Below are 26104 nucleotides of genomic sequence, written 5' to 3'. Positions count from 1 at the left end.
CCGGCCAGAGCGATGACGCACCCACCAGCTCGCGGGGACACCGGCCCAAGCTGTTACGAGATCCGCCTGCACGGGCAGCTGGATCAGCGATGGAGCGACTGGTTCGGAGGCTTCGAGCTGACGAACCTGAGCGACGGAACCACCACCCTCACCGGCCCCGTCGCCGACCAAGCCGCGCTGCACGGCCTCCTCCGACGCGTCGGCGACCTCGGCGTGACCCTCATCTCCCTGAACATCACGCACGGATCGAAGGACGACCACCATGGACCGAACGAATAGCCGGACTGCTCCGGCCAGTCCGACCGGAGCGCCGCTCCCGGGCGGCCGCGCAATGAGCGTCGTCGCCGCGCGGGTCGCCGCGAAAGGAGCCTGGACCCAATGGCTGGCGCCGAGTGGCCTGATCGTTCTGTCGCTCATCCCGATCCTCGCCGGCGGGCTGCGGCTCGCCGAACTGACCGGGAACCCCATCCCCACCCCCGCGAACGCCCGGTTCGTGGCCTCACCGATCCCCGTCGTGGTCCACATCGTCAGCGTGACGATCTTCAGCCTTCTCGGCGCCTTCCAGTTCGCCCCGGCGCTGCGGCGCCGCGGAGCGCGCTGGCACCGGACGGTCGGCCGCATCCTCATTCCGGCCGGCCTGCTCACCGCGTTCTCGGGAATGTGGATGGCGGTCTTCTACGCCCACCCCGCCGGTGACGGAGTCGTCCTGCTGGTCCTGCGCCTCGTGTTCGGATCGGCGATGATCGCGTGCATCGTGCTCGGCATCCGCGCGATCGTTCGACGCGACTTCGTCGGTCACGGCGCATGGATGACTCGTGCCTACGCGATCGGAATCGGCGCAGGCACCCAGGCGATCGTGCTCATCCCCGGCTCGATCATCTTCGGCTCGACCCACGAGGTCTCTCGCACCGCCCTGATGGGCGCGGGGTGGATCATCAACCTCGCCGTCGCGGAAGTCGTGATCCGTCGACGGGCGCACCGCCGCTTGCTCCACGTGCAAGCCTCTAGATTGACGAGGACGAAGGAGAGCGCATGGCGATCACGGTGAGCGGGCTGATCAAGCGGTACCGCGGCGTGACCGCCGTCGATGACATCAGCTTCGACGTCGACGACGGCCAGGTCTTCGCGTTCCTCGGCACCAACGGCGCGGGCAAGTCGACCACCATCGGGTGTCTCACGACGACCCTGGCCTTCGATGCGGGCACCGTCGAGGTCGCCGGCCACGACGTCGTCTCCGACGGCGAGGAGGTGCGCGAAGCGGTCGGCGTCGTGTTCCAGGACTCGCTGCTGGACCCCACGCTGACAGTGCGTGAGAACCTCGCGCTGCGAGCCTCGTTCGCCCACCTGGACCGCAGCCACACGAGCCGCCGGATCACCGAACTCTCCGCGCTGATCGAACTGGACGAATTTCTCGGCCGACGGTACGGCCAGCTCTCGGGCGGTCAGCGCCGTCGCGTCGACATCGCACGCGCGCTGCTGCACGAACCCCGCATCCTCTTCCTGGACGAACCTACCGCCGGGCTCGATCCGGCCAGTCGATCAGTCGTGTGGAAGACGATCAAGGAACTGCGCCGGCAGTCTGGCCTCACGGTCTTCCTCACCACGCACTACATGGAGGAGACGGAGGAAGCCGACCGTGTCTGCATCATCGACCGCGGGAGGATCATCGCCGACGGAACCCCGGCCGAGCTTCGCGCGGCCCACAGCCGCAGTGTGCTCACAGTGACCAGCGACGACCCCGCCGGCCTGTTCCGACTCGCAGCGAAGTATGGGGTCGAGCCGGAGCGGAACGATGACGTCATCCTGGTGCCCGTGCCGGACGCGGCCACGGCCCGACTGATCCTCGCCGAGCACGGCGACCTGGTGCGCGACTTCGAGTTCCGCCACGGCCGGATGGATGATGTCTTCCTGGCTCTGACAGGGCGGTCCGGCGAAGAGTCCGCGACCGGCACGGAAGCCGCGGCATGAAGGTCGTCGCCGCGATCGTCGTGCGGAATCTTCGCCTGTTCTTCCGCGACCGGCTCAACGTGTTCTTCTCGCTGCTCGGCGCGATCATCCTGTTCGGCCTGTACACCCTGTTCCTGGGCAACCTGCAGACGCAGGGGCTCGAGGCGACATTTCCCGACGCCGAGCCCCGCGAGGTGAAGGCCTTCGTCGACAGCTGGATGTTCGCCGGCATCATCCTGATCACGACCATCACGACCGGGCTGGGTGCGCTTTCGGTGCTCGTCGACGATGCGCAATCAGGACGCTTCCGCGATTTCCTGGTGTCACCGATCCGCAGAGGGCAGATCGTGCTCGGCTACCTGATCGCTGCCGTCGCGGTCGCGCTGCTGATGTCGATGTTCGTGCTGGTGCTGAGCGTGGTCTACCTGGGTGTCGTCGACGGGATGTGGCTCGCGCCCGACGTCCTTCTGCGGGTCACCGGCATCGTCGTGCTCTGCTGCCTGGCGTTCACCGCACTGTCGGCGCTGATCGTGTCGGGCGTCCGCACCGCAGGGGCGTTCTCGGCGCTGGCGACGATCGTCGGCACCGTGCTCGGCTTCGTCGCCGGGGCATACATCCCGGTCGGCTCGCTGCCGGACTCGGTGGCCAACGTCATCAACGCATTGCCCTTCGGCCAAGCCGGGATGCTGCTGCGCCGGGAGTTCGCCGGCGAGAGCCTCATCGCGATGACCGGCGGAGTTCAGCAGGCGGAAGACGCGCTCCGCCAGGCGTATGGTATCGATGCGTTCGTCGGCGACTGGTTGGTTCCCTCAGGGGCCGCCATCGCGATTCTGATCGGCCTCACGATCGGGTGCACCGCATTGGCTGCACTGCGAATCCGGGCCCGCATCCGATGAAGAACATCGCGCGGCATTGTGAATGCTGCACTCGCTGACTAGATTCGAGTCGTTCCCTAGGGAAGGACAGATTATGAGCACCCACGATCATTGAGATACCAAAGCGAGCCCCCGCCGACCCAGTCGCGCGGGGGCTTCGTCGTGAGCGGGTCCGATGCGCGTCGCGCAGCGTGCGATGCGGTGACCGCTGAAGGGTCGCCGGCGAGCGGGGTCAGATGATCTCGTCCCAGTTCGTGTCCTGGCGGGAGTCAGCGGGTCGGCCGCGGACTCCGGCGTCGCGGCCGAGGGCGGTCGAGCGGGACTTGGCGTGCAACTCGAGGGTCGTGTCGATCTCCATGAGCTCTTCGACGGTCCGGCCCTCGGTGGTGACCGCCGTCCGTTCGTGCCAGCCGATGCGGAACTGGGCGCGCTGAAAAGAACCGTCCTCGGCCACGAAGGGGATGTCGACGACATCGAGGGCACGCACCCGAGCGAGCGCCAACGCGTAAGCCGTGACCGCGTCGGCGATTTCCGTGCCGGTGAGGAAATCGCCCGATGTGGTGATGATCGTCTTCATCGCACCCCCAAGTACGCGTTCAGACGCCACCGGGGACCGGGTGACCGGTCCATGGTAGCCCTCGCGCTGAACGAGGAACACCCCCGTCACGACCCGTGGCCGATGTCTGTGACCGCTCGCTGCTCGGCGCGACGCGATGACCGAAACGGTCAGGCGCGGAGCGTGGCGCGCTTGGTGATGAGGTCGACCCCGCCCGGCCCGAGGGGCTTGACAGCGTCGTGAGGTCTGTCGGCGCGCGGACTTGTCAAGCCCGGCCGTCACCAGGCTTCGGGTCGATAGCGTGCCCATGAATGCGACAGAGGAGTGGCGATGACTGAGGCCTCGGTGCGCCCCATTCGACCGTCGGATGCGGGTGAGGTGCTGACTGTGCAGCGCGCGGCCTTCGTCACTGAGGCTCAGATCTACGGGGACCCGAACCAGCCGCCGCTGACCCAGACGCTGGAAGAGGTCGAGGCGGAACTCCGCACCGCCGGCGGGTTCGTCGCGGTGCTGGGCGGCCGGATCGTCGGTGCGATCCGAACCCGAGACGACGGACGTGTGCTGCAGATCGGGCGGATCGCGATCGCTCCGGATGTTCAGGGCGATGGGGTCGGCTCGATGCTGCTCGCGGCCGCGGAGGAGCACTCGAGCAGTCCTGAGGCGGAACTGTTCACCGGCAGCTTGAGCGAGGCGAACATCAGGCTCTACGAGAATTGCGGGTATCGGGAGTCGGAGCGGATCGACAACGGCGACGGCACCGACCAGGTGTTCATGCGAAAGACCCTCACCACCTGAGCTGTCCGAGCCGCACGCACAAACGCGACCGGCTCACGGGTGTCAAGTGGCGCGGAAGAAGTCGCGCAAAGTGGCCAACTGCGCGAGGGTCATCACCACCGCTGTCAATCCATATGCCCATCCGATGGCGGTGAGACCGCCGATGAAGAACACCGCGCCGATGGCGAGCACCGGGATCCAGCTCGCCCACCACGCCCACCGAAGTCGGGCTCGATAGGGGAACAGGAGCACCAGCACTGCAAGGGCGTTGACCGCGGCGTAGGCGACGAACATCTGCCGCTCATCCGTCGACGCCGCGACGAACGCGATCCCGATCAGGTGATTGAGCAGCATCAGCGTGTTGGTGACGAGCAGCACCACCCATCCGGCTCTGCCCAGAACCGTCCTCATGTCGCGTCAGTGTATGACCGGCAGTCCACGTGCGAAAGGGCGCACTGCGCCGATACCACCACGGCGGGTTTGAGATGAAATGTCGTGATTAACCGCTTGACCATCCTCGTCACCGCCTGATAGCTTCTTGCGTAACCGGTTAACCATCCGGTTTGAAGAGCGATGGGGTGTTCATGAGCCAGCGAGGGTTCTTCCGGCCGCAGGGAGCTTGGGTGGGCGACGTCATCCCTTACCAGGAAGACGGCAGGTTCCACCTGTTCTACCTTCACGAGTCGCGTCGGACGCCGAGGGAAGGCATGCCCTGGCACCGCGTCGTCACGGACGACCTCGTTCGGTTCGACGACGCCGGTCCGGCGATCGACTCGGGTGGGCCTTCCGCCGACGACTTCAATGTCTACACGGGAAGCATCGTGCTGGATGCCGAGAGCACTCACCACGTGTTCTACACAGGGCAGAATCCCGCGCGCCGCGGCGCCGACCGGCTTCCGCTTCAACTGGTGATGCACGCCACATCTCATGACGGGATGCGCTCGTGGCAGCGGCATCCCGACGACACCTTCGGTGCAACGGCGGGGTACGACACAGCGGATTGGCGCGATCCGTTCGTCTTCTGGGATGCCGATGCCGCCCTCTGGCGCATGCTCATCACCGCCCGTCACATCGACGGTCCGACCCGCCGCCGCGGGGTGATCGCCCAGTGCACTTCACCGGATCTTCGCAATTGGACGCCGGCCGAGCCGTTCTGGAATCCTCGTCGTTACGTCGCACATGAATGCCCCGAGGTGTTCGAGTGGAACGGCTGGTGGTACCTCGTCTTCTCGGAGTTCAGCGAGTCCTTCACCACCCGGTACCGGATCTCTCGCAGCCTGCACGGACCATGGCTCGTTCCAGAGCACGACACCCTCGACGGTCGCGCGTTCTACGCCGCGAAGTCTGCGGAGCGGGACGGGCACCGCTACTTCTTCGGGTGGATCGCTTCCCGCGAGGGAGGGACCGACGACGGGGCGTGGCAGTGGGCAGGAACGCTGTCCGTGCTCGAAGCGGAGCAGCGAACGGACGGCACATTGCGATTCCATCCGGCTCGGGAGTTCGCCGAAGCTTTCGACCAGGCCGAAGGCGGTCTGGCTGCGGGAACCGTCCTCAGTGCGCCGGACGGCTATGTCGATGCGATCGTGCCCACGCCGGCTCCATCGGCGTTCCGGCTCGTTGCCCGGCTCGACATCGCCCCAGGCACCTCGGAGTGCGGCATCCTGTTGCGCGCGAGCGACGACGGCGACGAGGGCTATCTCGTGCGCATGGAGCCGCAGCGCGACCGCCTTGTGTTCGACCGCTGGCCTCGCCGAAGCACGGGGTCTGAACAGTGGCAGATCTCCGGAGACGTGCCGTTCGCCGTCGAACTCGAGCGCCCGGCTGACATCGCGCCCGGCGAACACCGGATCGAGATCATCGTCGACGGTGATCTGTGCGTGGTCACGCTCGATGAATCGGTCGTGCTGAGCACGCGGCTCTACGACCGTCCGACGGGCCGGCTCGGCGCATTCGTCGGCGAAGGATCTGCCGTCCTCACGGAATTCTCTGTCTTCTCACCATCACGAACCGACGGCGCGGCATCCGTCTCGAGTGAGCTCGTCACCGCAGTCCCATGATCCGTATTCACCCGCGACACAATCAATGGAGATAACGCAATGAACATCACACAGCGCACCGCGACCTTCGCAGCCCTCTCCCTCGCCGCCTGCCTCATCATGGCCGGCTGCGCGGGTTCGTCCAGCGGTGCTGACCCGACCGATGTCGACCCGGATGGCGAGGTGACGCCTCGCGAGATCTCGTGGCTGCTGTCACGACCCGCTGATGGCGGTGTGATCACCGCAATGCAGCAGATCGCCGACGAGTACGCCGAGGACCACCCCGGGTTCGCGCTCAACCTCATCACCACCCCGGACCGCCCCTCGTACATCCAGAAGTACGAGACTCTCGCCGCGGCGAACAAGCTCCCCGAGCTCTTCGACACGGATGCCACACCTTTCGCGCAGAAGCTTGCGAGCCAGGGGAAGATGGTCGACGTCGACCTGCTGCTCGAGGACCTCGGTCTTGCGGACGAATACCGTGAAGCAGCCCTGAACTACCAGCGCTTCGACGACGGCTCGCTCTACATGGTGCCGTTCGAATTCCAACTGGAGTTCTTCTGGTACAACACGTCGCTCTTCGAGCAGGCCGGCGTGCCCATTCCCGCGACACTCGATGACTTCGCTGCGACATGTGAAGCGCTCCGCGCCGAGGGTGTCACGCCGATCGCGTTGGACGGACAGGATCAATGGCCGCTCGAGCGCTACATGGCCTACTACCCCTTCCGTCTCGCCGGCCCCGAATACGTCCAGCAGCTCAAGGCCGGCGACGCGTCGTTCGGCGATGAGCCCGGCCGCGCTGCCGCCGAATGGCTGTACGGGCTCGGTCAGGCAGGCTGCTTCCAGGAGGGGTTCTCCTCGACCGGGTATGCGGACGCGCAGGCCCTGTTCACGTCGGGCAAAGCCGCGATGTACAACATCGGCACCTGGGAATTGGGCAACCTCGCCACTGACGCGCTCGACGCAAGCGTGCGTGACTCGGTCGACTACTTCACGCTGCCGACGATCGAAGGAGCTGTCACAGCCGACAACGAATACGTGACCCCGTCCGGAATCGGCATGGCAGTCAACGCGAAGACGTACGACCCGCTCGTGCGCGACTTCCTCGCGTTCGCACTCGAGCGCTACCCCGAGGTGTACTCGGCGTCGGGTGCGCTCTCGCCGACCAACGGCGTCGAGCCGGTGATCCCGGAGAACGCGACTCCCCTGTATTCGCAGGCCGTAGAGCAGTCAGGTGAGGTCGGGCCGGCGATCGCCATGCCCTGGGACACGCAGCTCGACCCCGCGACGAACACGCGCCTGCAGCAGGAGCTGACCCTCCTCGTACAGGGCGACATCACGCCCGACGAGTTCATCAGCACGATGGATGCGGCACTCGCGGAGAACGTCGGTGACTGACATCGCCGAGGCCGGGGTGCGCGCGGTCAGCCCGCGCGAACCCCGGCGCCGACCCCCGATGAGGACATCGATGCTGCCGCGCCGTTCGGCGCTTTCGGTCATCGTGTTCCTCGTCCCCCCGCTCGTCCTTTACGGCATCGCCGTCCTGCTCCCCATCCTGCAGTCGTTGGTCCTCAGCCTCTTCTCGTGGGACGGCATCACCGACCAGGTTTTCGTCGGCCTGGACAACTACATCAAGATGTTCACGCGGGACGACGTCTTCTGGACCGCCTTCCGCAACGCACTCGGCTACCTGGCGATCTGTCTGGTCCTGCAACTGGGCGGAGCACTCGCCGTCGCGGGTCTGCTGACAGCGCTCCCGCGGGCGCGTGAACTGGTCAAGACCCTCTACCTGTTGCCCGCGGTGATCTCGACGGTCGCGATCGCGTTCCTGTTCGTCCGGATCTACTCGCTCGAACCTGTCGGCCTGCTCAATCAACTGCTGGCATGGGTGGGCCTGGAGGGGCTCCAGACCGCGTGGCTGTCGGACGTGCAGACCGTGCTGGCGGCCGTATCCATTCCTGAGGGCTGGCGTTTCACGGGGCTATACATGCTCATCATCTACGCGGCGCTGATTGCGGTACCGCGCGAACTGGAGGAGGCCGCGCGCCTGGACGGCGCTTCATGGTGGCAGATCTTCTGGCGCATCCGCTTTCCCTACATCCGCCCGGTGTGGATCACGACCACGATCATGGCCACCACGTTCGCACTGCGGGGCTTCGACATCCCCTACCTTCTGACCAACGGAGGCCCTGGGCAATCGTCCGAACTGTTGACGACCTACATGTACAAGACCGCCTTCGTCCATACCGACTATGGCTATGCGAGCGCCATCTCCGTCTTCATCGTCGTCGAGTGCCTCGTCGCGGTCGGCCTCATCGTCCTCCTGCTTCGTCGAAAGGACGAATCGTGACCGCATCCGTCCTGACCAGACCTGTGCAATCCGCGCCAGAACCCGCGCCGGAGGCCACGAGGCGCGCACCGCGGTCGTACCGGCTGCGTCTTCAGCGAACGCTGCTGACGATCACCATCGTCCTGATCGTCATCGTCCAGGTGTATCCCCTGGCGTGGCTGTTCATCACCAGCTTCCGGACGGCAGCGGACTTCGCCGGCGGCAATCCCTTCGCCCTCCCCGCGGAGTTCACGCTGGACAACTACATCCGCGCGTTCTCGACGGGCAATCTCTGGCTGAACATCCTCAACAGCCTGATCGTCACGCTCGGAGCGAGCGCCCTGATCGTGATCGCGGGCATGATGGCCGCGTACGCGCTGCAGGTGCTCGGATTCCGCTTCAGCAATCTCGTGCGCGCTCTGTTCCTGCTCGGCATCATCGTCCCCGTGCAGATCGCCCTCGTGCCGCTGTTCATCGACTACGCGCAAGTGGGACTGCTCGACACCCACCTCTCGATGATCGTGCCGCTGGCGGCATTCTCGCTGCCGATGGCGATCTACCTGTTCTCGTCGTTCTACGAGTACATCCCGCGTGAGATGTACGAGGCGGCCTCGCTGGACGGTGCCGGGCCTTACCGCATCTTCGCGCAGATAACTTTCCCGCTTTCGACCAACACGATCATCACGGTCGTGCTCGTCAACAGCATCTTCATCTGGAACGATTTCATCTTCGCCAATACCTTCGTTCTCTCGGATGGATTGAAGACGATCCCGCTGGGCCTGCAAAACTACATCGGAGCGATGGGCAACACCGACTGGACAGCGACATTCGCGGCAGTGTGTGTGACGGTGACCCCGTTGCTGCTGGTCTTCCTCGTGCTGAACAAGGCAATGATCAACGGACTCGAGAGTGGGGCGACCAAGGGATGAGCGCCACCGGGCACGGCAGGAACGGACCTGCCGTCACGATGCGCGACGTCGCGAAGGCGGCCGGAGTCTCGGTCGCGACCGTGTCGCACGTCGTGAACGACAAGCCCGGCGCCCGGATCGGAGAGGACGCCCGCCGCCGCGTCCAGGAGGCCGTTGCTCAGCTCGGGTACCGACCGAACGCGCTCGCGAAGACGCTCTCGCAGGGCGGGTCGCGGTTCATCGGGCTCGTCGCGGATGCCATCGCGACGACGCCCTTCGCAGGGCAGATCATCCACGGAGCCCAGGACGAGGCGTGGAAGCACGGCTATGTGCTCCTCGTCGCCAACACCGACGGGAACACGGAAGCCGAGAATGATGCCATCGCGATGATGCTCGAGCACCAGGTGCACGGCATCCTCTACTCGACGTGGTACCACCGAGAGATCGTCGTGCCCGAGATACTTCAGCAGACGGAGACCGTCCTCGTCGACTGCTACTCCACCGACACGACCTTTGCTGCAGTCGTACCCGACGAGCGCCAGGGAGGACGCACGGCGACCGAGCAGCTCCTCGCCACCGGCCACCGCCGCATTGCGTTCATCAACACCACGTCACCTTCGCCGGCGCGCACCGGTCGTCTGGCGGGCTACCGCGACGCCCTGGAGTCCGCAGGTATCGACTTCGACGAGTCGCTCGTGATTTCAGCCGAGCCGCAGCAGGAAGGTGGCTACGCAAGCGCCGAGTACGTCGTGGCGTCCGGCGCGTCAGGGGTCTTCTGCCACAATGACCGCGTCGCCATGGGACTGTACGACGGGCTGCGCGAGCGCGGGCTGCGCATTCCCGCCGACATCGCCGTGATCGGCTTCGACAACCAGGAGGTCATCGCCGCCCACCTCCGCCCGCCGCTGACGACGGTAGCGCTGCCGCATTACGAGCTCGGGGCGGCGGGCGTTCGGGTGCTACTCGGACTCGAGCCCGCGCCGCACGACGGTCCGCTCCTGATCGCCTGCCCGCCGGTGATGCGCGCGTCGATTCATGAGGTGCTGTGACGAAGTCTGACGATCGGTCCGCTCCGGTGGACCGACCGATTCACCCGCAGCCATCATCCGTCGCCGAGGAACCATGTTGATCACGCGTCCCAGGTTTCATTTCACGGCGGCGTCTGGATGGATCAACGACCCGCATGGGATCACGTTCCGGGACGGTCGGTATCACACGTTCTTCCAGTACCTTCCCGGGCGGACGGACTGGGCACCAGACTGCCGCTGGGGCCACGCCAGCGGCGAGGACCTGTTCTCTCTGACCGAACTGCCAGTGGCGCTCGCGCCCGGCGGCGGCGATGGCGGCATCTGGACGGGGGCGCTGGTGAGGGACGATGACGGCAAGACCCGCGTCTTCTACACATCGACCTCGCAGCCCGACATCGGGATCGGGCGCATCAGGCTCGCGGCGCCCGCCGACGAAGACTGGATCACCTGGAAGAAGGGCCCGTTCGTCGCGGAGGCGCCCGCCGGACTCGAACTCGTCGCGTACCGCGACCCGTTCCTGCGACACGATCCTGACGGCTGGCGCATGTTCGTGGGTGCCGGCGACTCGCGGGGTACGGCCATGGCTCTCAGCTACCATTCCGACGACCTCGAGGCGTGGCAGTACGAGGGCGTTGCGCTCGAGCGCTCCAGGCATGAGACGGCGGATGTCTGGATGGGGGCGCTCTGGGAGTGCCCCCAGATCATCGATGTCGACGGTCATGCCGTGATGCTCTCATCCGTCTGGGAAGGGGATGTGCTCTACTACGCGGGCTACGCGATCGGCGAATACGAGGCTGGCGTCTTCACGGCGCAGCATTGGGGCCGGCTGACGTACGGCGACAGCTATTACGCGCCCTCCTTCTTCCGCGACGATCGCGGCCACCCCTGCATCACCATGTGGATGCGCGGGGTCGCGGACTTCGAGGCGGGCTGGGCTGGTGCGCACAGCATCCCGTATGTCCTTTCCGTCGTGAACAGCGCACTCGTCGCTACGCCCCACTCGGATCTGGAGCGGTACCGCTCGGCCGATGGGGTCGGCCAGATCAATGGACTCGCGGCGGACATCGCCTGGGTCCCCGATTCGGGTGAGCTGACCGTCACCTCCGGCGGGCGCCCCGTCGTGGTGCTCACGGCGACCGAGGACGGTGACCTGCGGGTCACGACGGCGGACGCCGACACAGTCGTTCCCGTGTCCGGGGATGTCCGGCTGATCGTTGACGGGCCGGTTGTGGAGATCTCGAGCGCCGCGGGTCTGATCGGCGCGGCTGTCGCACCGAGCGGCGACGACCTCGTGGTGAAGGTCGGTGGCAACCCGGCGATGATCGCACACGCGCTCGCTCCTTAGCCGGATGCGACGTCATCACGCTGTCCTCGACGAGGATGTGCAGTCCTCCTCAGCGACCCTCGCGGCCAGAAGGCCGTCGTCGCTGTCCGTTCGGAGGTGTCGCACCTCCCCGCTCCGGGTCTACAGTGACCCGCAGAAACGAGGATCGGAGGACCCATGCGAGTTCTGATCTCCGGGGCGGGAGTCGCAGGGCTGACCGCCGCATACTGGTTGCGGCAGTTCGGCATCGACACGACGATCGTGGAACGGGCGAAGAACCTTGTCACCGGCGGGTACAAGATCGACGTGCGCGCAGCGGCGCTCGGCGTGCTCGACAGGATGGGAATCGGCGAGACGATTGCGGCGGCCGCGACGAACATGAGGGGAGCCGAGCTCGTCGACAAGACCGGCGCGGTGATCAGCACGATGACCGGCGACGAGTTCGGACATCGCGTCGGGGACGACCTCGAGATCGTCCGCGGAACCCTGTGCCAGATCCTCCGCGACCAGGTGCCGGACGTCGAGATCCTCTTCGACGACACCGTGCAATCCATCGACAACCGGCCGGACACGGCGCACGTCACCTTCGCGTCCGGCGCGGAACGGGACTTCGACGTCGTCATCGGCGCCGACGGGCTGCACTCCAGGACCCGGAGACTCATCTTCGGCGAGGAAGACGGCTTCCGCCGCGATCTCGGCATGTATCTCTGCGTCTTCTCGGTACCGAACTATCTCGGCCTCGATCGCATGGAGATGCAGTACGCCGAGATCGGCCGCATCGCGGCCCTCTGGGCGACCCACGACGAGGACAGCGCCAAGGCCTGCTTCGGTTTCGCGGCCCCACCGGGCAGCGTCTCGCTGCGCGATCGCGCCGAGCAGGAAAGCGCAGTGCGTCGGGTGTATGCGGACCTCGGCTGGGAGGTGCCGAAGCTGCTCGAGATGATGTCGCAGGCGGACGACTGGTATTTCGACGTCGCGGCGCAGATCGAGATGGATGGGTGGTCCGCTGGGCGGGTGGCCCTGGTCGGGGATGCCGCGTACTGCGCCTCGCCGATGTCGGGGCAGGGGTCGAGTCTCGCGTTGATCGGCGCATACGTGCTCGGCGGCGAACTGGGGACGGCCGCGACCTCCGCCGAGGCGTTCGACCGGTACGACAGCTCGATGCGCGCGTTCATCCGCACCAACCAGGCGCTCGCCGTCGAGTCGGCGAGACTCATGACTGAGAACCTCGGCAAGGGCACCGTGGAGTTATCCGGCAGTGATGTCGAAGCGACGATCGCCCGCGCGACCAAGCGCATCACCGCGGCATCGAACGCAATCGAACTCGACGACTACGTGCGCCGCTGAAGGACTCAGCCCGCGCCGAAGTGCGGGGTGGACGCGCGAGCCGCCCCGGACTGGGATGGAGGCGTACGGTCGCAAGATGCCCGAAGTCATGGTCGACGGAGTGCGCATCGCCTACCGGCGGCGCGGGACGGGCGCGCCACTCGTCCTCTTTCACGGAGCGTTCGAAGACTCCCGGGTCTGGACCGAAGAACTCGAGCGGCTCAGCCCGCACGTCGATGTGATCGCGTGGGATGCCCCCGGGTGCGGTGAATCCGCAGATGTTCCCAGCGGATGGGTCGACGCAGACTGGGCAGGCGCAGCATCCGGGTTCATCACGGCCCTCGGACTGCGAAAGCCCGCAGTCGCAGGCTTCTCGCTCGGGTCGACGATCGCCCTGCTCCTCGCACGCGACCATCCCACGTCTGTGGGCCGGCTGGTCCTCGTCGGCGCATACGCCGGCTGGGGCGGGTCGCTCTCGGCCGACGCGCTTGCAGAGCGCATCGCGGCGGTACGGTACACGATCGAGCACCCTGCGGACGAGTGGGCAGACGCGTTCCTCGATTCCGTCTTCGCGGCGGATGCCGACGCGGAGCGTCGCGCGCACGCCCGAAGCCTCCTTGACGACTGGCGACCCACCACCACGACGGCGCTGCTGCCTGTGATGGCGCAAGACCTCCGCCCGGCTTTGCCGACGATCCGGACGGAGACTCTCATCGTTCGTGGCACGGAGGACGCCCGCAGTCCGCGAAGCGCCTCTCTGGAGCTGTGCCGACTCCTTCCCCGGGCACGCCTAGTGGAGATCGCCGGGGCCGGGCACGACTGCACCGGGCCGGAGCTCGACGCCGTACTGGTCGGCGCGGCGCGCGCAGCAGTGGAGTCAGCCGCCCGCTGATCAGCGGCCGAGTCCCCGACTCCGGCGCAGTCTCGTTCGCGGCGTCCGGGATCTGGTGACCAGGCCAAGGCCCGCGGCCGGCTGGCGATTGAGCGCGGCGATTCGCGTGGCTTCCCGGTGGATCCACGCGAGCCGGAGTGCGTGCGTCGCGAACGTGACGCGCGCGACCGAGCGACCGAACCCTGGGATCAGCCGGGTTGTTCCGATGCAGAGGAAGAGCACCGTTGTGATCCAGGCGACGACGACGATCGCCGACAGCGCGAGCGCGATGACCGTACCGCCGCGCTCGGCACCGGCCAGCGAACCCAGCGCGCTGGCATACAGGACTGTGACGCATGCCGAAATGAAGAGCCCGATCGCGAGGACCACGCCGCCATTGCGTGTGGCGATCGAAGCCAGGTGGACTGTTGCGTGCAGGCACGCGAGCACGGCGACGGAGAAGAACGCGATCAGCAGCGCGAAGTAGAGGTTCGCGGTCGTCTGCTGTGGTGTCACGGGCTGAAGGACGACCATGGACAGGGCGAAGGCGATCAGGGGCGACGCGAGATACCAGAGCCCGACGGACCCGAACGACCGGGCGATATTGATCGATGCCGGAGGCGAGGACGGATCCGCTGCTTTCTCGTCGTGCGCCAGGACACCGACTCGGTCCTGGAGCGAGCTCAGCTCCTCCTTGAGTGTCCGAGCGGAAACGGTCAATTGCTGCTCGCGCTTGTCAATGACAAATGGCGAAAAGCCCGTGATCACCGCCCCGAGAATCAAGACGACGAACGCCATCGCGGCACAGGCCGCCACCATCGCGAGCACTTCAGGCAGCAGACGAGCTGCCTCGTCGAAGAGCGTGAGTGATGCCAGCAGCGCCCACGCAACGCCGAGGGTCGCGCTGGCACCGGCTGCCCAGAGCAGGAAGCGCGACTCGGTCGCGGCGCCCTGGCCGACCACGAGGGTGATGAGCACGGCGATCAGCGCCGGCAGCACCGGGTCGGCGCTCAACGCGAACGGCGCCCCGATCGCAGAGAGAAGCACCGGCGCGAACTGCGCGAACTCCGCCATCCGTTCATCGCCGTAGCCGAGGACGAGTGTGGCAAGGGCCGCGATAACGCACGCGAGGAGCACAGCGCGGAAGAAGATCGCGGTCGCACGCCACAGGCCCCGCCTCGTCGTCCAGCGCTCGACGTCAGGATCCCACGCGCTCTCCGGGCCAAGACGGTTCATGTCGCGATGCTAGCGGCGCTCGAGCGTGCGCGTCGTCGTCGCCGGCGTCGCCGGCGAAGCGTGCGGCAAGGGATCGGGTGCGTTCGGCGAGGGCGCTGATGCGCGAGTGGTCGAAGCCGAACACCGCCGATCGTGTGCGGTCGTCGAGCGGCTGGACGAACTGCGCCGGCAGCGCGTCGGCGCCGAGCAGCGCGCCGAGCACCGATCCGACCGTGGCACCGTTCGAGTCGGTGTCCCATCCTCCCTGGACGGTGTTGCCGACTCCGGTCGCGAAGTCACCCTCCGACCAGAGCAGCCCCGCCGTGATCAGTGCGGCGTTGCCGATCGTGTGCACCCACTCATAGTGGCCGTACTGCGTCTTGATCTCATCCAGCGCGTCGTCCCAGGTCGCACCGGACCGGTGCAGCCCGCGCACGAGGTCGATTGCCTCGGCGAGCCGGGAGCCGGCGGGCACGACGGCCATCGAACGTTCGAGCACCGGCTCCACGTTCCGCTCGACGAGGGCGGATGCCGTGAGGGCGGCGCTCCACATCTCTCCGTAGACGCCGTTCGCCCGATGCGAGAGCCGTGCATCGCGGTACGCCAGGCGCGCAGCCGCGATCGGACGCCCAGGGTGGGTCCAGCCGAATACGTCACCTCGGATGAGGGCGCCGACCCACTCGCGCCAGGGGTTGCGGTGCTCGCCCGCAGCATCCGCGGGGATGCCGTGAAGGAGATTCACGTAGGTGGCGCGCTCGGCGGTGTAGACCCGGGCGTATGGAAGGTAGGCCAACCATCCTTCCGCGACGTCGGCTGTCGTCAACTCCGCTCCGCGCTGCTCCAGCAGAAGCAGTCCGAGGATCGGGTAGTCGATGTCGTCATCGCGTGCTGACCCGTCCACATTCCCGCGGGTCGTCTCGGGCCAGTTGTCTCGAAGCTCGAAGCCTTCGGGCATCGGATCGAGGACCGGGATGTAGTCGCGCAGCGGGTAGCTCGCGGCGCGTTCGAGGTACTCGCGGATGCGCGCGCTCGTCCAGATCCGGCCCTCCTCGATGGGCTTGCCGAGATTGCACCCGGCGATCCGGCCGAGCCAGGCGCCGAGATAGCGGTCGTACGCGGGGAGCGGCGGAATCGGCTCAGAGGGCGAGGCCGGGAGGATGTCGTCGAGGGACTCGGGCTCGATGTATGGCCAGCCCGGTCTCCTGGCGGTGGATTCGAGCTGCGCGAGCAGGAGCTCCGGCTCGGGCGGGTCGTACTCATCCGGCCGGATGGCGCCGTCGACGAATCGAGCGACATCGAAGCCGGACTCATCGCGCTGCAAGAGCTCGTAGGCGGCCAGTTGAGATGGGAGAAGGGGATCGTGGAGCATCAGCTGGCCAACTGCAGCCGGCTGTCCACGGCAGCTGCCGAGAAGGTCTGATCGATGACCATGTGCCTGGCGCCCTGGATGGCGGCGTCGGCGCCGAGCGAGCTCGCGGTGATGAACAGCTCCCTGGTCGACATCGGCACGGTGCGCTCATAGACACGATCCCGCACGCTGTCGACGAGGACGGTGCCGGGATCGGCCATCACTCCGCCGATGACGAGCACGGCCGGGTTGAGGAGTGCGACCGATGTCGCCAGGACGTCGCCGAGCAGGCGCCCGGCCCGCTGCGTGAGTTCGATGGCGCGCGGGTCGCCGGCGTTGACGAGGCGATTGACGTCGCCCGCAGAGCGCACATCGCGCCCCTCCTCGCGCAGCATCCGGACGATCGCCCCGCCGCTCGCCTCCGTGGCGAGGCAGCCCACCGCGCCGCAGGTGCAGAGGTGTGCAGCCGCGCCGTCGACGATGCGGATGTGGCCGATGTCGCCGGCGCCGCCAGCGATCCCCCGCTCGGGCTGACCGTGCAGGATCACGCCGGCGCCGATTCCGGTGCCGACCTTCACGAACAGCACGCTGGGTGAGTCAGGGTAGCGGTCCCTGGCTTCGCCGAGACCCATCAGGTTGGCGTCGTTGTCGACGAAGACCGGGACGCCCAGGAGCGACTCCAGCGTCTCCGCGATCGGGAAGTCGTGCCACGCCCGCATGAGCGGCGGATTGTTGGGGCGCTGCGTCGAGAACCGCACGGGGGCCGGGATGCCGACTCCTACGCCTGCCACCGCAGACAGGGTCCGCTCCGACCGCGTGAGCAGCTCGGTCAGCCGCCTCGCGAGGCTGCGCAGAGTGAGCTCCGGCGGTGCGCTGATGTCGATCTCGGCCTGAGCCTCCATCAACACCGTGCTGCCGGCATCCAACACCGCGAGCTTTGCGTGGGTGGCGCCGATGTCGACAGACAGCACGATCTGCCGCGCCTCGTCGAACGTGAGGATCCGTGCCGGCCGACCCGTCGTCGCGGCGGCCTGGCCGGACTCCCGCAGGTACCCGGCGGCCAGCAGCTGCGACATCCGCAGTGACAGCGTCGACCGCGACAGGCCGGTGAGCTCCTGCACTTCGCGCCGGGTGCGAGCGCGTCCGGATCGCACCAGCTCGAGGATCTCGCCCGCCGTCGCGCTGCCTGTGAGAGCCGTCACCGTCATCCCTTCTCCGCGCCCGCGGTGAGCCCGCCCGTGAGCAGCCGTTCGGTGAGGAAGAACAGAATGATGATCGGGAGTGTCAGCACCACGGAACCTGCCATCAGAACTGTAGTCGGCACCTCGATGCTCCCCGAAAGCTGCGCGAGCCCCAGCGAGACCGTCCAGAGCGGGCGGCGGTCGACCAGGAAGAGCAGCGCGAACAGGAACTCGTTCCACGCGATCATGAACACGAACAGCCCGGTCGCCATGATCGACGGCGTCGCCAGACGGATCGTGATGCGCCGCAGCACCCCGATGCGCGAGAGGCCGTCCATGAGGCCCGCCTCCTCGATCGATTCGGGCACGGTCTCGAAGTAGTTGCGCATCATGTAGATCGCCACCGGCACGGTCTGCGCGGTGTAGACGAGCACGAGCCCGAGCAGGGATCCTCGCAGCCCCATGCGCGTGAAGATCACGAACAGCGGGATGGCGATGACGATCGCGGGGAACAGGTAGGTCGCGAGGAACAGCGCGCTCACCTGGCGACGACCGAAGAACGGCAGGCGCGCGATGGCGTAGGAGCCCGGGATCGCGATGAGCAGCGCCAGGATGACTGACGAGATCGCCACGATCGCACTGTTGCCGAGGAAGGTCAGGAATCCTTGGCCGCCGTCGGAGACCGGAGCGAGCACCGTGCGATACGTGTCGAACGTGAGCTCATTCCACGCCGGCAGGAATTGATCCGGGTTGCGCAGCAGGCTCTCGATCGGACGCACCGACAGCATCGCCATGTAGGCGAACGGCAGGAGGACCGCGATGAGGTAGAGCGAGATCGTGACCCATCGCAGCGTTCCCAGCAGCGCCCGCTGCCTGCCCGAGCCCGGCGCACGCCGGCGCCGCTTCGGGCTGTGGATGATGGCTTCCTCAGCCGCGACGATGGAGGCCGTGGTGGTCATACTTTCTCTCCCCTGCGACGCATCATCAGGACATAGAACGCGAGCATCAGAATGAGCAGCACCGCGAGCACGACCGACATCGCCGAAGCCGCGCCGACATTGCGCTGGATCGTGAGCAGATCGAAGATCCGGACGCTCGCCACCTGCGTGCCTGCGGCACCGCCGGTGAGCAGGAAGATGTCGTCGAATTCGTTGAACGTCCATATCGTGCGGAGCACTGCGAGCACTCCGATCACCGGAATCAGCTGCGGCCAGATGATGTAGCGGAATGTCTGCCATGGGCCGGCGCCGTCCACGAGCGCGGCCTCCTCGGGCTCGGTCGAGAGTGCCTCGAGCCGGGCCATGATGAAGAGGAAGGCGAACGGGAAGTAGCGCCATCCCTCGAACGCGATCACGGTCAGCAGCGCGGTGGGCACCGGGATCTCGAGTCCCAGCAGGTCCCAGGTCCCGGTCGCCTGCGAGAGGAACGGGATCGGCTCAGCCCAGCCGAGCACGTTCTGGCCGAACTGGTTCACGATGCCGAACTCGGGGTTCAGCATCACCCGCCAGACGAAGGTGACGGCCACGACCGGGGCGACGTAGGGCAGGAGGAACGCGGCCCGGACGAGCGTGCGACCGCGGAACGGACGACGCACGACGATCGCCGCGATGAGTCCGAAGACGATCACCAGGACGACGGATCCGATCGTGTACTGGATCGTCGTCCAGAGGCTCGTCCACAGTGCTCCGTTGGAGAACACGACCTTGAAGTTGTCGAGCGTGAAGTTGCCGAACGGATTGACCGTGCCGATCTGGATGAGCTTCACGTGCTGGAAGGCCAGCAGCACCGACCAGATGAGCGGCACCACCACCACCGCGACCACGATGATGAGCGTGGGGCTCATCAGCAGGAGGCCGGTGCGCGCGTCGTGCTGGGTCAGGGTGAGCCGGCGCTTCGGTCGCGTCGGCTTTCCCCCCGACGGAGGGGACGATGCCGCGCCGGCAGCGGCGGGCTGGAGGTTCGTGTCCGTTGTCATCATGTGCTCCCGTGTGTGGTGCCCGGGCGCGAGCCCAGGCACCACACTCCTCGGCTAGAGGCCCAGGTCTCCCTTGATGGCGTTGGCCTGCTCGGCGGCCTGCTTCGCGCCGTCCTCGGCGCTCAGGCCCGAGTTGATGGTCTCCGACAGCACCCCGGGGAGCACGAACTGTCCGCCGACTGCACCGGCGAGCGCTCCCTGACCCTGCGGGAGGCCCCAGCGGTTGAACGAGTTCGGCGCCTCGACGAGACCCGCCAGCACCTCCTCGCCGTAGATGTCGGACAGCAGCGCCTTCGTGTCGACGCCGACCTCCAGGCCCTTCCACGCGTCGGTGAACGTCGCCGGCTCATCGGCGGTGCCGAGGCGGGTGGGGATCTTGCCCTCGGGGGCGATCGCGAGCCAGTCCGAGTAGCCGCCGTCCATCATGTACTCGATGAGGTCCTGGGTGCCTTCGGAGGCTCCCGTCATCACCGACCACGAGACGATCTCACCGAACGAGGCAGGCTCGCTGCCGTCGGGTCCTTCGATGGCGCTGACGATGCCGGTGTTCTCGGCCAGGAACGCCGGGTCCGTGCACTCGGGGCAGGTCGGCAGGGCGTCGTTGCGCAGGCCCGCGAGCTCATCGAGCAGGAAGGACGACCAGACGATCATCGCCGCACCGCCGCTGAAGTACGTCGCTCGCGTGGTGTCGGCATCCTGGTTTCCGGCGACGGAGCCGTCCTTGATCAGGTTCGTGTAGAAGTCGATGGCCTCGACGCATTCCGGGCTGTCGAGCGTGACCTCACCCGAGTCGTCCACCAGCTGGCAGTCGTTCGCCAGCGCGAAATGCTCGAACGTCTGCGACGTGAACGAGTCGGCCGGCGCCGTCGCCGCGACGATGCCGGCGACCTCGGGGGACTGCAGCGTGGTCGCAGCCTCGGCGATCGTGTCGTACGTGGTCGGAGTATCGAGGCCCGCCGCGTCGAACAGATCCGTCCGGTAGAAGAGCAGCTGCGCCCATCCGTCGCTCGGCACGCCGATCTGGGCGCCGTCCGCGTTCTGGGTCAGCTCGAGGGCGCGCGGTGAGAAGGTGTCGGCGCCCAGGGAGTCCACGATGGCCTGAGCGGCCTCGGAGTCGACGACACCGTCGGTGTCGAGCTGATTCAGGGCATTCAGCGAGACGGCACCGATCGCATCGGGCAGCTGGTCGGATGCCGCCGCCGAGGCGAGCACGGTGGCCAGCTGATCCTCGGCGATCGCGACCAGCTCGATCTCGGCGCCGCTTTCTTCCGAGTATGCATCGAGGATCGCCTGCTGCGCCTCGACGCGCTCCGCGGTGTCTTCGACGGTCCAGATCAGGATCTTCTCGTCGGTCTCCCCGCCGCCGGCGGAACAGCCGGACAGGATCAGGGCGGTGGCAGTGAAGGCGACTACGACGCCTGCGCGGACTTTGCGCATGGTCTCTCTTTTCGGTAGCGGGATCGAGGTTCCGCCGCTGCGGGCGGAGCACTGCCTGGTCATCATCGACTCGGATCCACGACCTGGAGCGCTTGCGACATTGAAGCACTGATTTATGTATCGCCACAAGACCTAACTCCAATAATCCACAGATTTGACCTTTGATTCAGCGATCTATTTATGTCTGATTTCTGGAAGAACACTTGTCTATCGCGTCACTGTAGGCATATGGTTGCCGTCGACACGATGAGAAAGGATGGGCCGATGGGCTTGCGCATCACGTTTCCCGAAGCACGGACGGTCTCGGTCGTCGACGACCCCGAACCAGGGCTCAGTGCGGGCGAAGTGCGTGTGCGCACTCTGTTCTCCGGCATATCGGCGGGCACCGAGCTGACCGCGTATCGGGGAACGAGCCCGCACGTCACGAAGCACTGGAACGCCGAGTCGCGCCTGTTCGCAGACGGTGCGGCCGAGCCCGCATTCCCGGTGACGACGCTCGGATACGAAGAAGTCGGCGAGATCGTCGAGGTCGCCGACGGCGTGTCCGAGGTCGAGATCGGCGACCGCGTGTGGGGCACGTGGGGACACCGGACTTCCGCTGTGCTCACGGCTGCGTCGGCGGCCGACCGGGTGCTGCCGGCCGACGCCGACCCGCGGGTGGGCATCTTCTCGCACATCGGCGCGGTGGCGCTGAACGCCGTGATCGATGCCGACATCCACGTCGGCGAATGGGTGGCGGTCTTCGGGCTCGGCGTGCCAGGCCAGCTGGTCGCGCAGCTCGCCCGCCTCAACGGCGCGCGCGTGATCGCCGTCGACGGCATCGCATCGAGGCGGGAGCTTGCGCTGCGACTCGGCGCCGAGGTGGCACTCGATCCGTCCGATGCCGTCGCCGAGACGATCCGCGAACTCACACGCGGTCGCGGCGCGGACGTCGCGATCGAGATCAGCGGCAATGCCCGTGCCCTGCACGAGGCGATCCGGTCTGTCGCGTACAACTCGCGCGTCGTCGCCGCCGGATTCCTGCAGGGGGATGCCGTCGGCCTTCGCCTCGGCGAGGAGTTCCACCACAACCGCGTTCAGCTCGTCTGCTCGCAGATCTCGGGCCCTGCGCCATCCGTCAGCCACCGGTGGGACCGCTATCGCCTCAACAGCACGGTGATCGGACTTGCCGCCGCCGGCAGGATCGATGCACTCTCGCTGATCAGCAGCACGGTCCAGCTCGACGAGGCCGCTGACGTGTATCGAATGCTCGACGAGAATCCTCGCGACGCCCTGCAGGTCGTCATCGACATGGGTGGCACGCGATGAACGCGGTCTGCGTGCAGGAGCAGGTGCTCTGGGGCGAAACCCTGGAACAGAAGTGGGAGCTCGCGCAGTCCTGGGGCTTCGATGGAATCGAGCTGCGAGCGCAGGGCGACGGCGCGTTCGCCGCGCGCCTCCCGGACCTGCGCCGCGCGGTGGCGAGCGGAGTGAACACGCCTACCGTCTGCGTCGAGATGAGCCACTTCATCGGGGCCTTCGACGACGATCTGCGGCGGGATGCTGTCGAGCAGATGGCCGACCAGCTGCGTGTGATCGCGGCGCTCGGCGGTCGCGGGGCGATGACACCTGCGTCTTGGGGGATGTTCTCCCGCCGGCTTCCGCCGTTCGAACCACCGCGCTCGTCCGAGGAGGACACGGCGGTGATGGTCGACTCGCTGCGGACCTTGGGTGAGGTGGCGGCCGCAGAGGGCGTCGCCCTCTTCCTCGAGCCGCTCAATCGCTACGAGGACCACATGGTCAACACGCTCGCTGATGCCGTAGGGCTGATCCGGCTCGTCGGACTCGACAGCGTTCGGATCGCCGCCGACACCTATCACATGAACATCGAAGAGGCCGATCCGGCAGCCGCGCTGATCGCCGCAGGACCCTACATCGGCCACATCCAGGCAAGCGACTCCAACCGGCTCGAGCCAGGTGCCGGCCACATCGACTGGGCCCTGTTCGGGGCGACCGTTCAGGCGATCGGGTACGACGGCGCGATCGCGGTCGAGAGCAGGCTCTCCGGCCCCGCCGAAGAGGTGCTCCCATCCGTGCCGCCACTGCTCAGGCGATACCTGTGAGCGACCGCGCGCTGATGGCGGCGACCCGCGTGCTCGCCGAGAACTGGCGGGGGACGTACACCGTCCCGGCCGCCGGCCTGTACCCCCACCAGTGGAGCTGGGACTCCGCGTTCATCGCGATCGGGCTGCGGCACATCTCGCCGCGGCGGGCCCAGCAGGAGCTCGATGCGATCTTCAGCGCGCAATGGGCCGATGGGCGGCTGCCGCAGATCGTGTTCAACCCGCGGCTCGACGTGCAGTACTCCCCCGGCGCCTCGTTCTGGCACAGCGAGCGCATCCCCGGCAGCCCGGCGGTGCCGACCGCCGGGCTCATCCAGCCCCCGAATCACGCGCTCGCGACGCTGCTGGTCCACCAGTCCGACCCCGCCGAGTCCGACCGACGCCGGTTCCTCGCGCGGTCCTACAAGCGGCTCCTGGGCTGGCACGAGTACCTCGAGAAGCGCCGCATCGGCCCATCGGGGCTGGTGCACATCGTGCACCCGTGGGAGAGCGGCATGGACAACTCCCCGTTCTGGGACGCACCGCTCGCCGCGGTAGATGCGTCGTTCGGGAGCGACATCCCCAGACCCGACCTCGATCATGCGGACGCGAGCCATCGTCCCTCCAACGCGGAGTACGGCAAATACCTCTACCTGGCCGCGCGGTACCGCGACCACGACTGCGACGACCAGGACGCCGGCTACCCGTTCGTGCTCGAGGACCCTGCCACCCATGCCCTGCTCATCCGCTCCGAGTGGGCGATGGCCACGATCGCCGAGCTGCTGGGCGCGGATGCCGAGCACCATCGCCGTCGTGCCGTGGAACTCTCGGACGCCCTCGAAAGCCTGTGGGACGAGGAGCTCGGCTGCTATGTCGCAAACGACGTCGTCGCGGGCAGAAAGCAGCGGTTCCGTACGATCTCCGGGCTCATCCCCCTCCTCGTGCCCGCCCTCCCGCACACCGACCGACTGCTCGAGACGCTGTCTTCCGAGCATTTCGGTCTCGGCGCCATCGCCCTGGTGCCCAGTCACGACCTGACCGCGCCGACGTTCGACTCCGCTCGATACTGGCGCGGCCCCTCGTGGTTCAACACCGCATGGCTCATCGCCGAGGCGCTGCACGAGCGGGGATTCGCGGATGCGGCGCGCGGGCTCGCGAGCCAGATGGCCGACCTCGGACTCGACCACGATTTCCCGGAGTATGTCGATCCGCACAGCGGCGAGCCCCGCGGTACGCTGCGCTTCAGCTGGACCGCCGCTCTGAGCCTGGACCTCTACGAACGCCTGCACGCCAAAGGAGAGGTGCTGTGACCGAGCCCCTGCGCATCACCGTCTGGAATGAGAACGTCCACGAGCGCGAACAGCCCGAGATCGCGGAGCTGTATCCCGACGGCATCCACGGCGCGATCATCAACGGCGTCCAGCAGCTGCTGCCGGACGCTTCCATGACTGCTGCGACCCTCGAGCAGCCCGAGCATGGCCTGAGCGAAGCGACGCTGGCTGAGACTGACGTGCTGTTCTGGTGGGGTCACCGCGCGCACGATGCCGTCGACGGGGCGATCGTCGACCGCGTCGCGCAGCACGTGCTGTCCGGCATGGGGCTCGTCGTGCTGCACTCCGGCCACTTCTCGCGGATCTTCATCCGGCTGATGGGCACGACCTGCTCGCTCCGATGGCGCAACGACGGGGACCGCGAGACGGTGTGGAGCGTCGCCCCAGGGCACCCCATCACCGTGGGCGTCCCCGACCCGCTGGTGCTGCCCGAGCACGAGACCTACGGCGAGTTCTTCGACGTGCCACCGCCGGACGAGCTCGTCTTCATCAGCAGCTTCAGCGGCGGTGAGGTGTTCCGCTCGGGGCTGACGTACCGTCGCGGTCTGGGACGCATCTTCTACTTCAGCCCAGGCGACCAGAACTATCCGATCTACCATCGCGCCGACATCCATCGCGTTCTGGCCAATGCCGCGGAGTGGGCGAAGCCGCGCGTTGAACGAGCCCTGCCGCAGGTCTCGAACCGCCCCCGTGGCTGGTTCCAGGATGAGAGCATCGCCGAGTGAGCTCAGTGGTCGTGGTGGGGTCGGTGAACCTCGATACGACGGTTCGGGTCGTCCGCCACCCGAAACCCGGCGAGACGGTCGCGGGCGACGACGGAAGCGAGCGGCCGGGCGGCAAAGGTGCGAATCAGGCCATCGCTGCGTCCCGCGCCGGGGCCGGCGTCGGGCTGGTGGCCGCGGTCGGGCACGACCATGCCGGAGACGTGTGCCGGAGGTCGCTGCGCGCGGCGGACGTCGACCTGGCAGCGGTCTCGGTGATCGCCGGCGGGGTGACAGGGCGCGCGATCGTCACCGTTGCCGCGGACGGAGAGAACAGCATCGTCGTCATCGCCGGCGCGAACGGGCTGCTCACCCCGGACGACGTGGTGGACGGCATCCCGCATGAGACGTCGGTGGTGCTGGTCCAGCTGGAGATCCCCCTCGAGTGCGCCGAGGCCGCGCTCCGGCGTGCTCGTGCGATCGGAGCGCGCGCGATCCTCAACGCCTCACCGGTGGTCGCGGGCTCCGCACCGCTGCTGCAGCTTGCGGATGTCGTGATCGTCAACGAGCACGAGCATGCGCTGCTCGGGCGGCCCGCGGGAGCCTGCGTGACTCTTGGTGCCCGCGGTGCGAGATGGGGCGATTGGGATGCCACTCCACCCCCGGTCGCGGTGGTCGACACCACCGGAGCGGGTGATGCGTTCGCCGGCACGCTGGCGGCTCGGATCGCTCTCGGCGACGATCCTCGAGCTGCCTTGACCGCGGCGGTGACGGCCGGCGCGCTCGCAACCACGGTCCTCGGAGCGCACGGAGTGTCAGCGACCTAGATCCGGGCGCTCTTGACCTGGACCGTGGTGTGCG

General features: G+C 67.2%; 26 protein-coding genes. 18 read left to right on the top strand and 8 right to left on the bottom strand.

Annotated elements, in window-relative coordinates; translation table 11 throughout:
- The first annotated feature begins 12 nt into the window (after window positions 1–12).
- Genes BM349_RS03800 through BM349_RS03785 form a run of 4 tightly spaced genes read left to right on the top strand, consistent with a single transcriptional unit; the run spans window position 13 to window position 2843 of the window.
- On the top strand, window positions 13–279 hold the full coding sequence (locus BM349_RS03800) for a hypothetical protein (RefSeq protein ID WP_091703080.1): 267 nt from the start codon (window positions 13–15) through the stop codon (window positions 277–279).
- Window positions 263–1048: a DUF2306 domain-containing protein gene (locus BM349_RS03795; RefSeq protein ID WP_254773713.1), complete on the top strand. Its 786-nt coding sequence runs from the start codon at window positions 263–265 to the stop codon at window positions 1046–1048. Before BM349_RS03800 ends, BM349_RS03795 begins: the two co-directional genes overlap by 17 nt.
- Window positions 1033–1968 (top strand): ABC transporter ATP-binding protein, encoded by a 936-nt coding sequence (locus BM349_RS03790; RefSeq protein WP_091703071.1) that lies wholly within the window; start codon window positions 1033–1035, stop codon window positions 1966–1968. The genes BM349_RS03795 and BM349_RS03790 overlap by 16 nt, the downstream gene beginning before the upstream one ends.
- Window positions 1965–2843 carry an ABC transporter permease gene (locus BM349_RS03785; protein WP_091703068.1) on the top strand — a complete coding sequence of 293 codons (879 nt, stop codon included), beginning with the start codon at window positions 1965–1967 and terminating at the stop codon, window positions 2841–2843. Before BM349_RS03790 ends, BM349_RS03785 begins: the two co-directional genes overlap by 4 nt.
- A 211-nt stretch (window positions 2844–3054) precedes the next feature.
- On the opposite strand, the gene BM349_RS03780 is transcribed toward BM349_RS03785, so the two are convergent.
- Window positions 3055–3399 (bottom strand): hypothetical protein, encoded by a 345-nt coding sequence (locus BM349_RS03780; protein WP_091703065.1) that lies wholly within the window; start codon window positions 3397–3399, stop codon window positions 3055–3057.
- 309 nt (window positions 3400–3708) lie between these two features.
- On the opposite strand from BM349_RS03780, the gene BM349_RS03775 reads away from it, so the two are divergent.
- On the top strand, window positions 3709–4173 hold the full coding sequence (locus tag BM349_RS03775; RefSeq protein WP_091703061.1) for a GNAT family N-acetyltransferase: 465 nt from the start codon (window positions 3709–3711) through the stop codon (window positions 4171–4173).
- Between the two features lie 42 nt (window positions 4174–4215).
- Here the strand turns inward: BM349_RS03775 and BM349_RS03770 are convergent, their stop codons facing one another.
- The gene (locus tag BM349_RS03770) at window positions 4216–4563 is read right to left on the bottom strand and encodes a hypothetical protein (protein WP_139230874.1); all 348 of its coding nucleotides are present in this window, start codon (window positions 4561–4563) and stop codon (window positions 4216–4218) included.
- A gap of 173 nt (window positions 4564–4736) precedes the next feature.
- On the opposite strand from BM349_RS03770, the gene BM349_RS03765 reads away from it, so the two are divergent.
- The 8 genes from BM349_RS03765 (at window position 4737) to BM349_RS03730 (ending at window position 13995) form a co-directional block, all read left to right on the top strand.
- Window positions 4737–6209, top strand: coding sequence for a glycoside hydrolase family protein (locus BM349_RS03765; protein WP_091704896.1), 1473 nt, complete (start codon window positions 4737–4739; stop codon window positions 6207–6209).
- 99 nt (window positions 6210–6308) lie between these two features.
- Complete coding sequence (locus tag BM349_RS03760; protein WP_254773757.1) at window positions 6309–7586, top strand: ABC transporter substrate-binding protein; 1278 nt, start codon at window positions 6309–6311, stop codon at window positions 7584–7586.
- 70 nt (window positions 7587–7656) lie between these two features.
- A complete protein-coding gene (locus BM349_RS03755; RefSeq protein ID WP_091704893.1) occupies window positions 7657–8538 on the top strand; it encodes a carbohydrate ABC transporter permease in 882 nt (293 codons plus the stop codon).
- Window positions 8535–9446: a carbohydrate ABC transporter permease gene (locus tag BM349_RS03750; RefSeq protein WP_254773712.1), complete on the top strand. Its 912-nt coding sequence runs from the start codon at window positions 8535–8537 to the stop codon at window positions 9444–9446. Before BM349_RS03755 ends, BM349_RS03750 begins: the two co-directional genes overlap by 4 nt.
- Window positions 9443–10474, top strand: coding sequence for a LacI family DNA-binding transcriptional regulator (locus BM349_RS03745; RefSeq protein WP_091703046.1), 1032 nt, complete (start codon window positions 9443–9445; stop codon window positions 10472–10474). Before BM349_RS03750 ends, BM349_RS03745 begins: the two co-directional genes overlap by 4 nt.
- A gap of 76 nt (window positions 10475–10550) precedes the next feature.
- Entirely contained in the window at window positions 10551–11798 is a 1248-nt protein-coding gene (locus BM349_RS03740) for a glycoside hydrolase family 32 protein (RefSeq protein ID WP_217645651.1), read from the top strand.
- Window positions 11799–11954: 156 nt separating this feature from the next.
- On the top strand, window positions 11955–13124 hold the full coding sequence (locus tag BM349_RS03735) for an FAD-dependent monooxygenase (RefSeq protein WP_091703038.1): 1170 nt from the start codon (window positions 11955–11957) through the stop codon (window positions 13122–13124).
- Window positions 13125–13200: 76 nt separating this feature from the next.
- Window positions 13201–13995 (top strand): alpha/beta fold hydrolase, encoded by a 795-nt coding sequence (locus BM349_RS03730; protein ID WP_175525181.1) that lies wholly within the window; start codon window positions 13201–13203, stop codon window positions 13993–13995.
- Here BM349_RS03730 and BM349_RS03725 read toward each other — a convergent pair whose 3' ends face one another.
- The 6 genes from BM349_RS03725 to BM349_RS03700 are packed head-to-tail and all read right to left on the bottom strand — an operon-like array spanning window position 13996 to window position 21130.
- Complete coding sequence (locus BM349_RS03725; protein ID WP_091703031.1) at window positions 13996–15210, bottom strand: hypothetical protein; 1215 nt, start codon at window positions 15208–15210, stop codon at window positions 13996–13998.
- Entirely contained in the window at window positions 15173–16558 is a 1386-nt protein-coding gene (locus tag BM349_RS03720) for an ADP-ribosylglycohydrolase family protein (protein ID WP_091703028.1), read from the bottom strand. The genes BM349_RS03725 and BM349_RS03720 overlap by 38 nt, the downstream gene beginning before the upstream one ends.
- The gene (locus BM349_RS03715; protein WP_175525180.1) at window positions 16558–17739 is read right to left on the bottom strand and encodes an ROK family transcriptional regulator; all 1182 of its coding nucleotides are present in this window, start codon (window positions 17737–17739) and stop codon (window positions 16558–16560) included. The genes BM349_RS03720 and BM349_RS03715 overlap by 1 nt, the downstream gene beginning before the upstream one ends.
- A gap of 2 nt (window positions 17740–17741) precedes the next feature.
- On the bottom strand, window positions 17742–18677 hold the full coding sequence (locus BM349_RS03710; RefSeq protein ID WP_091703019.1) for a carbohydrate ABC transporter permease: 936 nt from the start codon (window positions 18675–18677) through the stop codon (window positions 17742–17744).
- Complete coding sequence (locus tag BM349_RS03705) at window positions 18674–19696, bottom strand: carbohydrate ABC transporter permease (protein ID WP_175525179.1); 1023 nt, start codon at window positions 19694–19696, stop codon at window positions 18674–18676. Before BM349_RS03705 ends, BM349_RS03710 begins: the two co-directional genes overlap by 4 nt.
- Before the next feature lie 51 nt (window positions 19697–19747).
- Window positions 19748–21130, bottom strand: a complete 1383-nt coding sequence (locus BM349_RS03700; RefSeq protein WP_091703016.1) for an ABC transporter substrate-binding protein — start codon at window positions 21128–21130, stop codon at window positions 19748–19750.
- Between the two features lie 264 nt (window positions 21131–21394).
- Between BM349_RS03700 and BM349_RS03695 the strand changes: the two genes are divergently transcribed.
- Genes BM349_RS03695 through BM349_RS03675 form a run of 5 tightly spaced genes read left to right on the top strand, consistent with a single transcriptional unit; the run spans window position 21395 to window position 26070 of the window.
- Window positions 21395–22438 carry a zinc-binding dehydrogenase gene (locus BM349_RS03695; protein ID WP_091703012.1) on the top strand — a complete coding sequence of 348 codons (1044 nt, stop codon included), beginning with the start codon at window positions 21395–21397 and terminating at the stop codon, window positions 22436–22438.
- Complete coding sequence (locus BM349_RS03690) at window positions 22435–23232, top strand: sugar phosphate isomerase/epimerase family protein (RefSeq protein WP_091703007.1); 798 nt, start codon at window positions 22435–22437, stop codon at window positions 23230–23232. The genes BM349_RS03695 and BM349_RS03690 overlap by 4 nt, the downstream gene beginning before the upstream one ends.
- Complete coding sequence (locus BM349_RS18905) at window positions 23229–24521, top strand: MGH1-like glycoside hydrolase domain-containing protein (protein ID WP_254773711.1); 1293 nt, start codon at window positions 23229–23231, stop codon at window positions 24519–24521. Before BM349_RS03690 ends, BM349_RS18905 begins: the two co-directional genes overlap by 4 nt.
- On the top strand, window positions 24518–25267 hold the full coding sequence (locus BM349_RS03680) for a ThuA domain-containing protein (RefSeq protein WP_091703003.1): 750 nt from the start codon (window positions 24518–24520) through the stop codon (window positions 25265–25267). Before BM349_RS18905 ends, BM349_RS03680 begins: the two co-directional genes overlap by 4 nt.
- Window positions 25264–26070, top strand: coding sequence for a ribokinase (locus BM349_RS03675; RefSeq protein ID WP_091703000.1), 807 nt, complete (start codon window positions 25264–25266; stop codon window positions 26068–26070). Before BM349_RS03680 ends, BM349_RS03675 begins: the two co-directional genes overlap by 4 nt.
- Window positions 26071–26104 lie beyond the last annotated feature (34 nt).

It is taken from the genome of Microbacterium sp. cf046 (assembly GCF_900114345.1).
Classification (GTDB): domain Bacteria; phylum Actinomycetota; class Actinomycetes; order Actinomycetales; family Microbacteriaceae; genus Microbacterium.
This window is presented reverse-complemented; position numbering and strand designations above follow the sequence as displayed.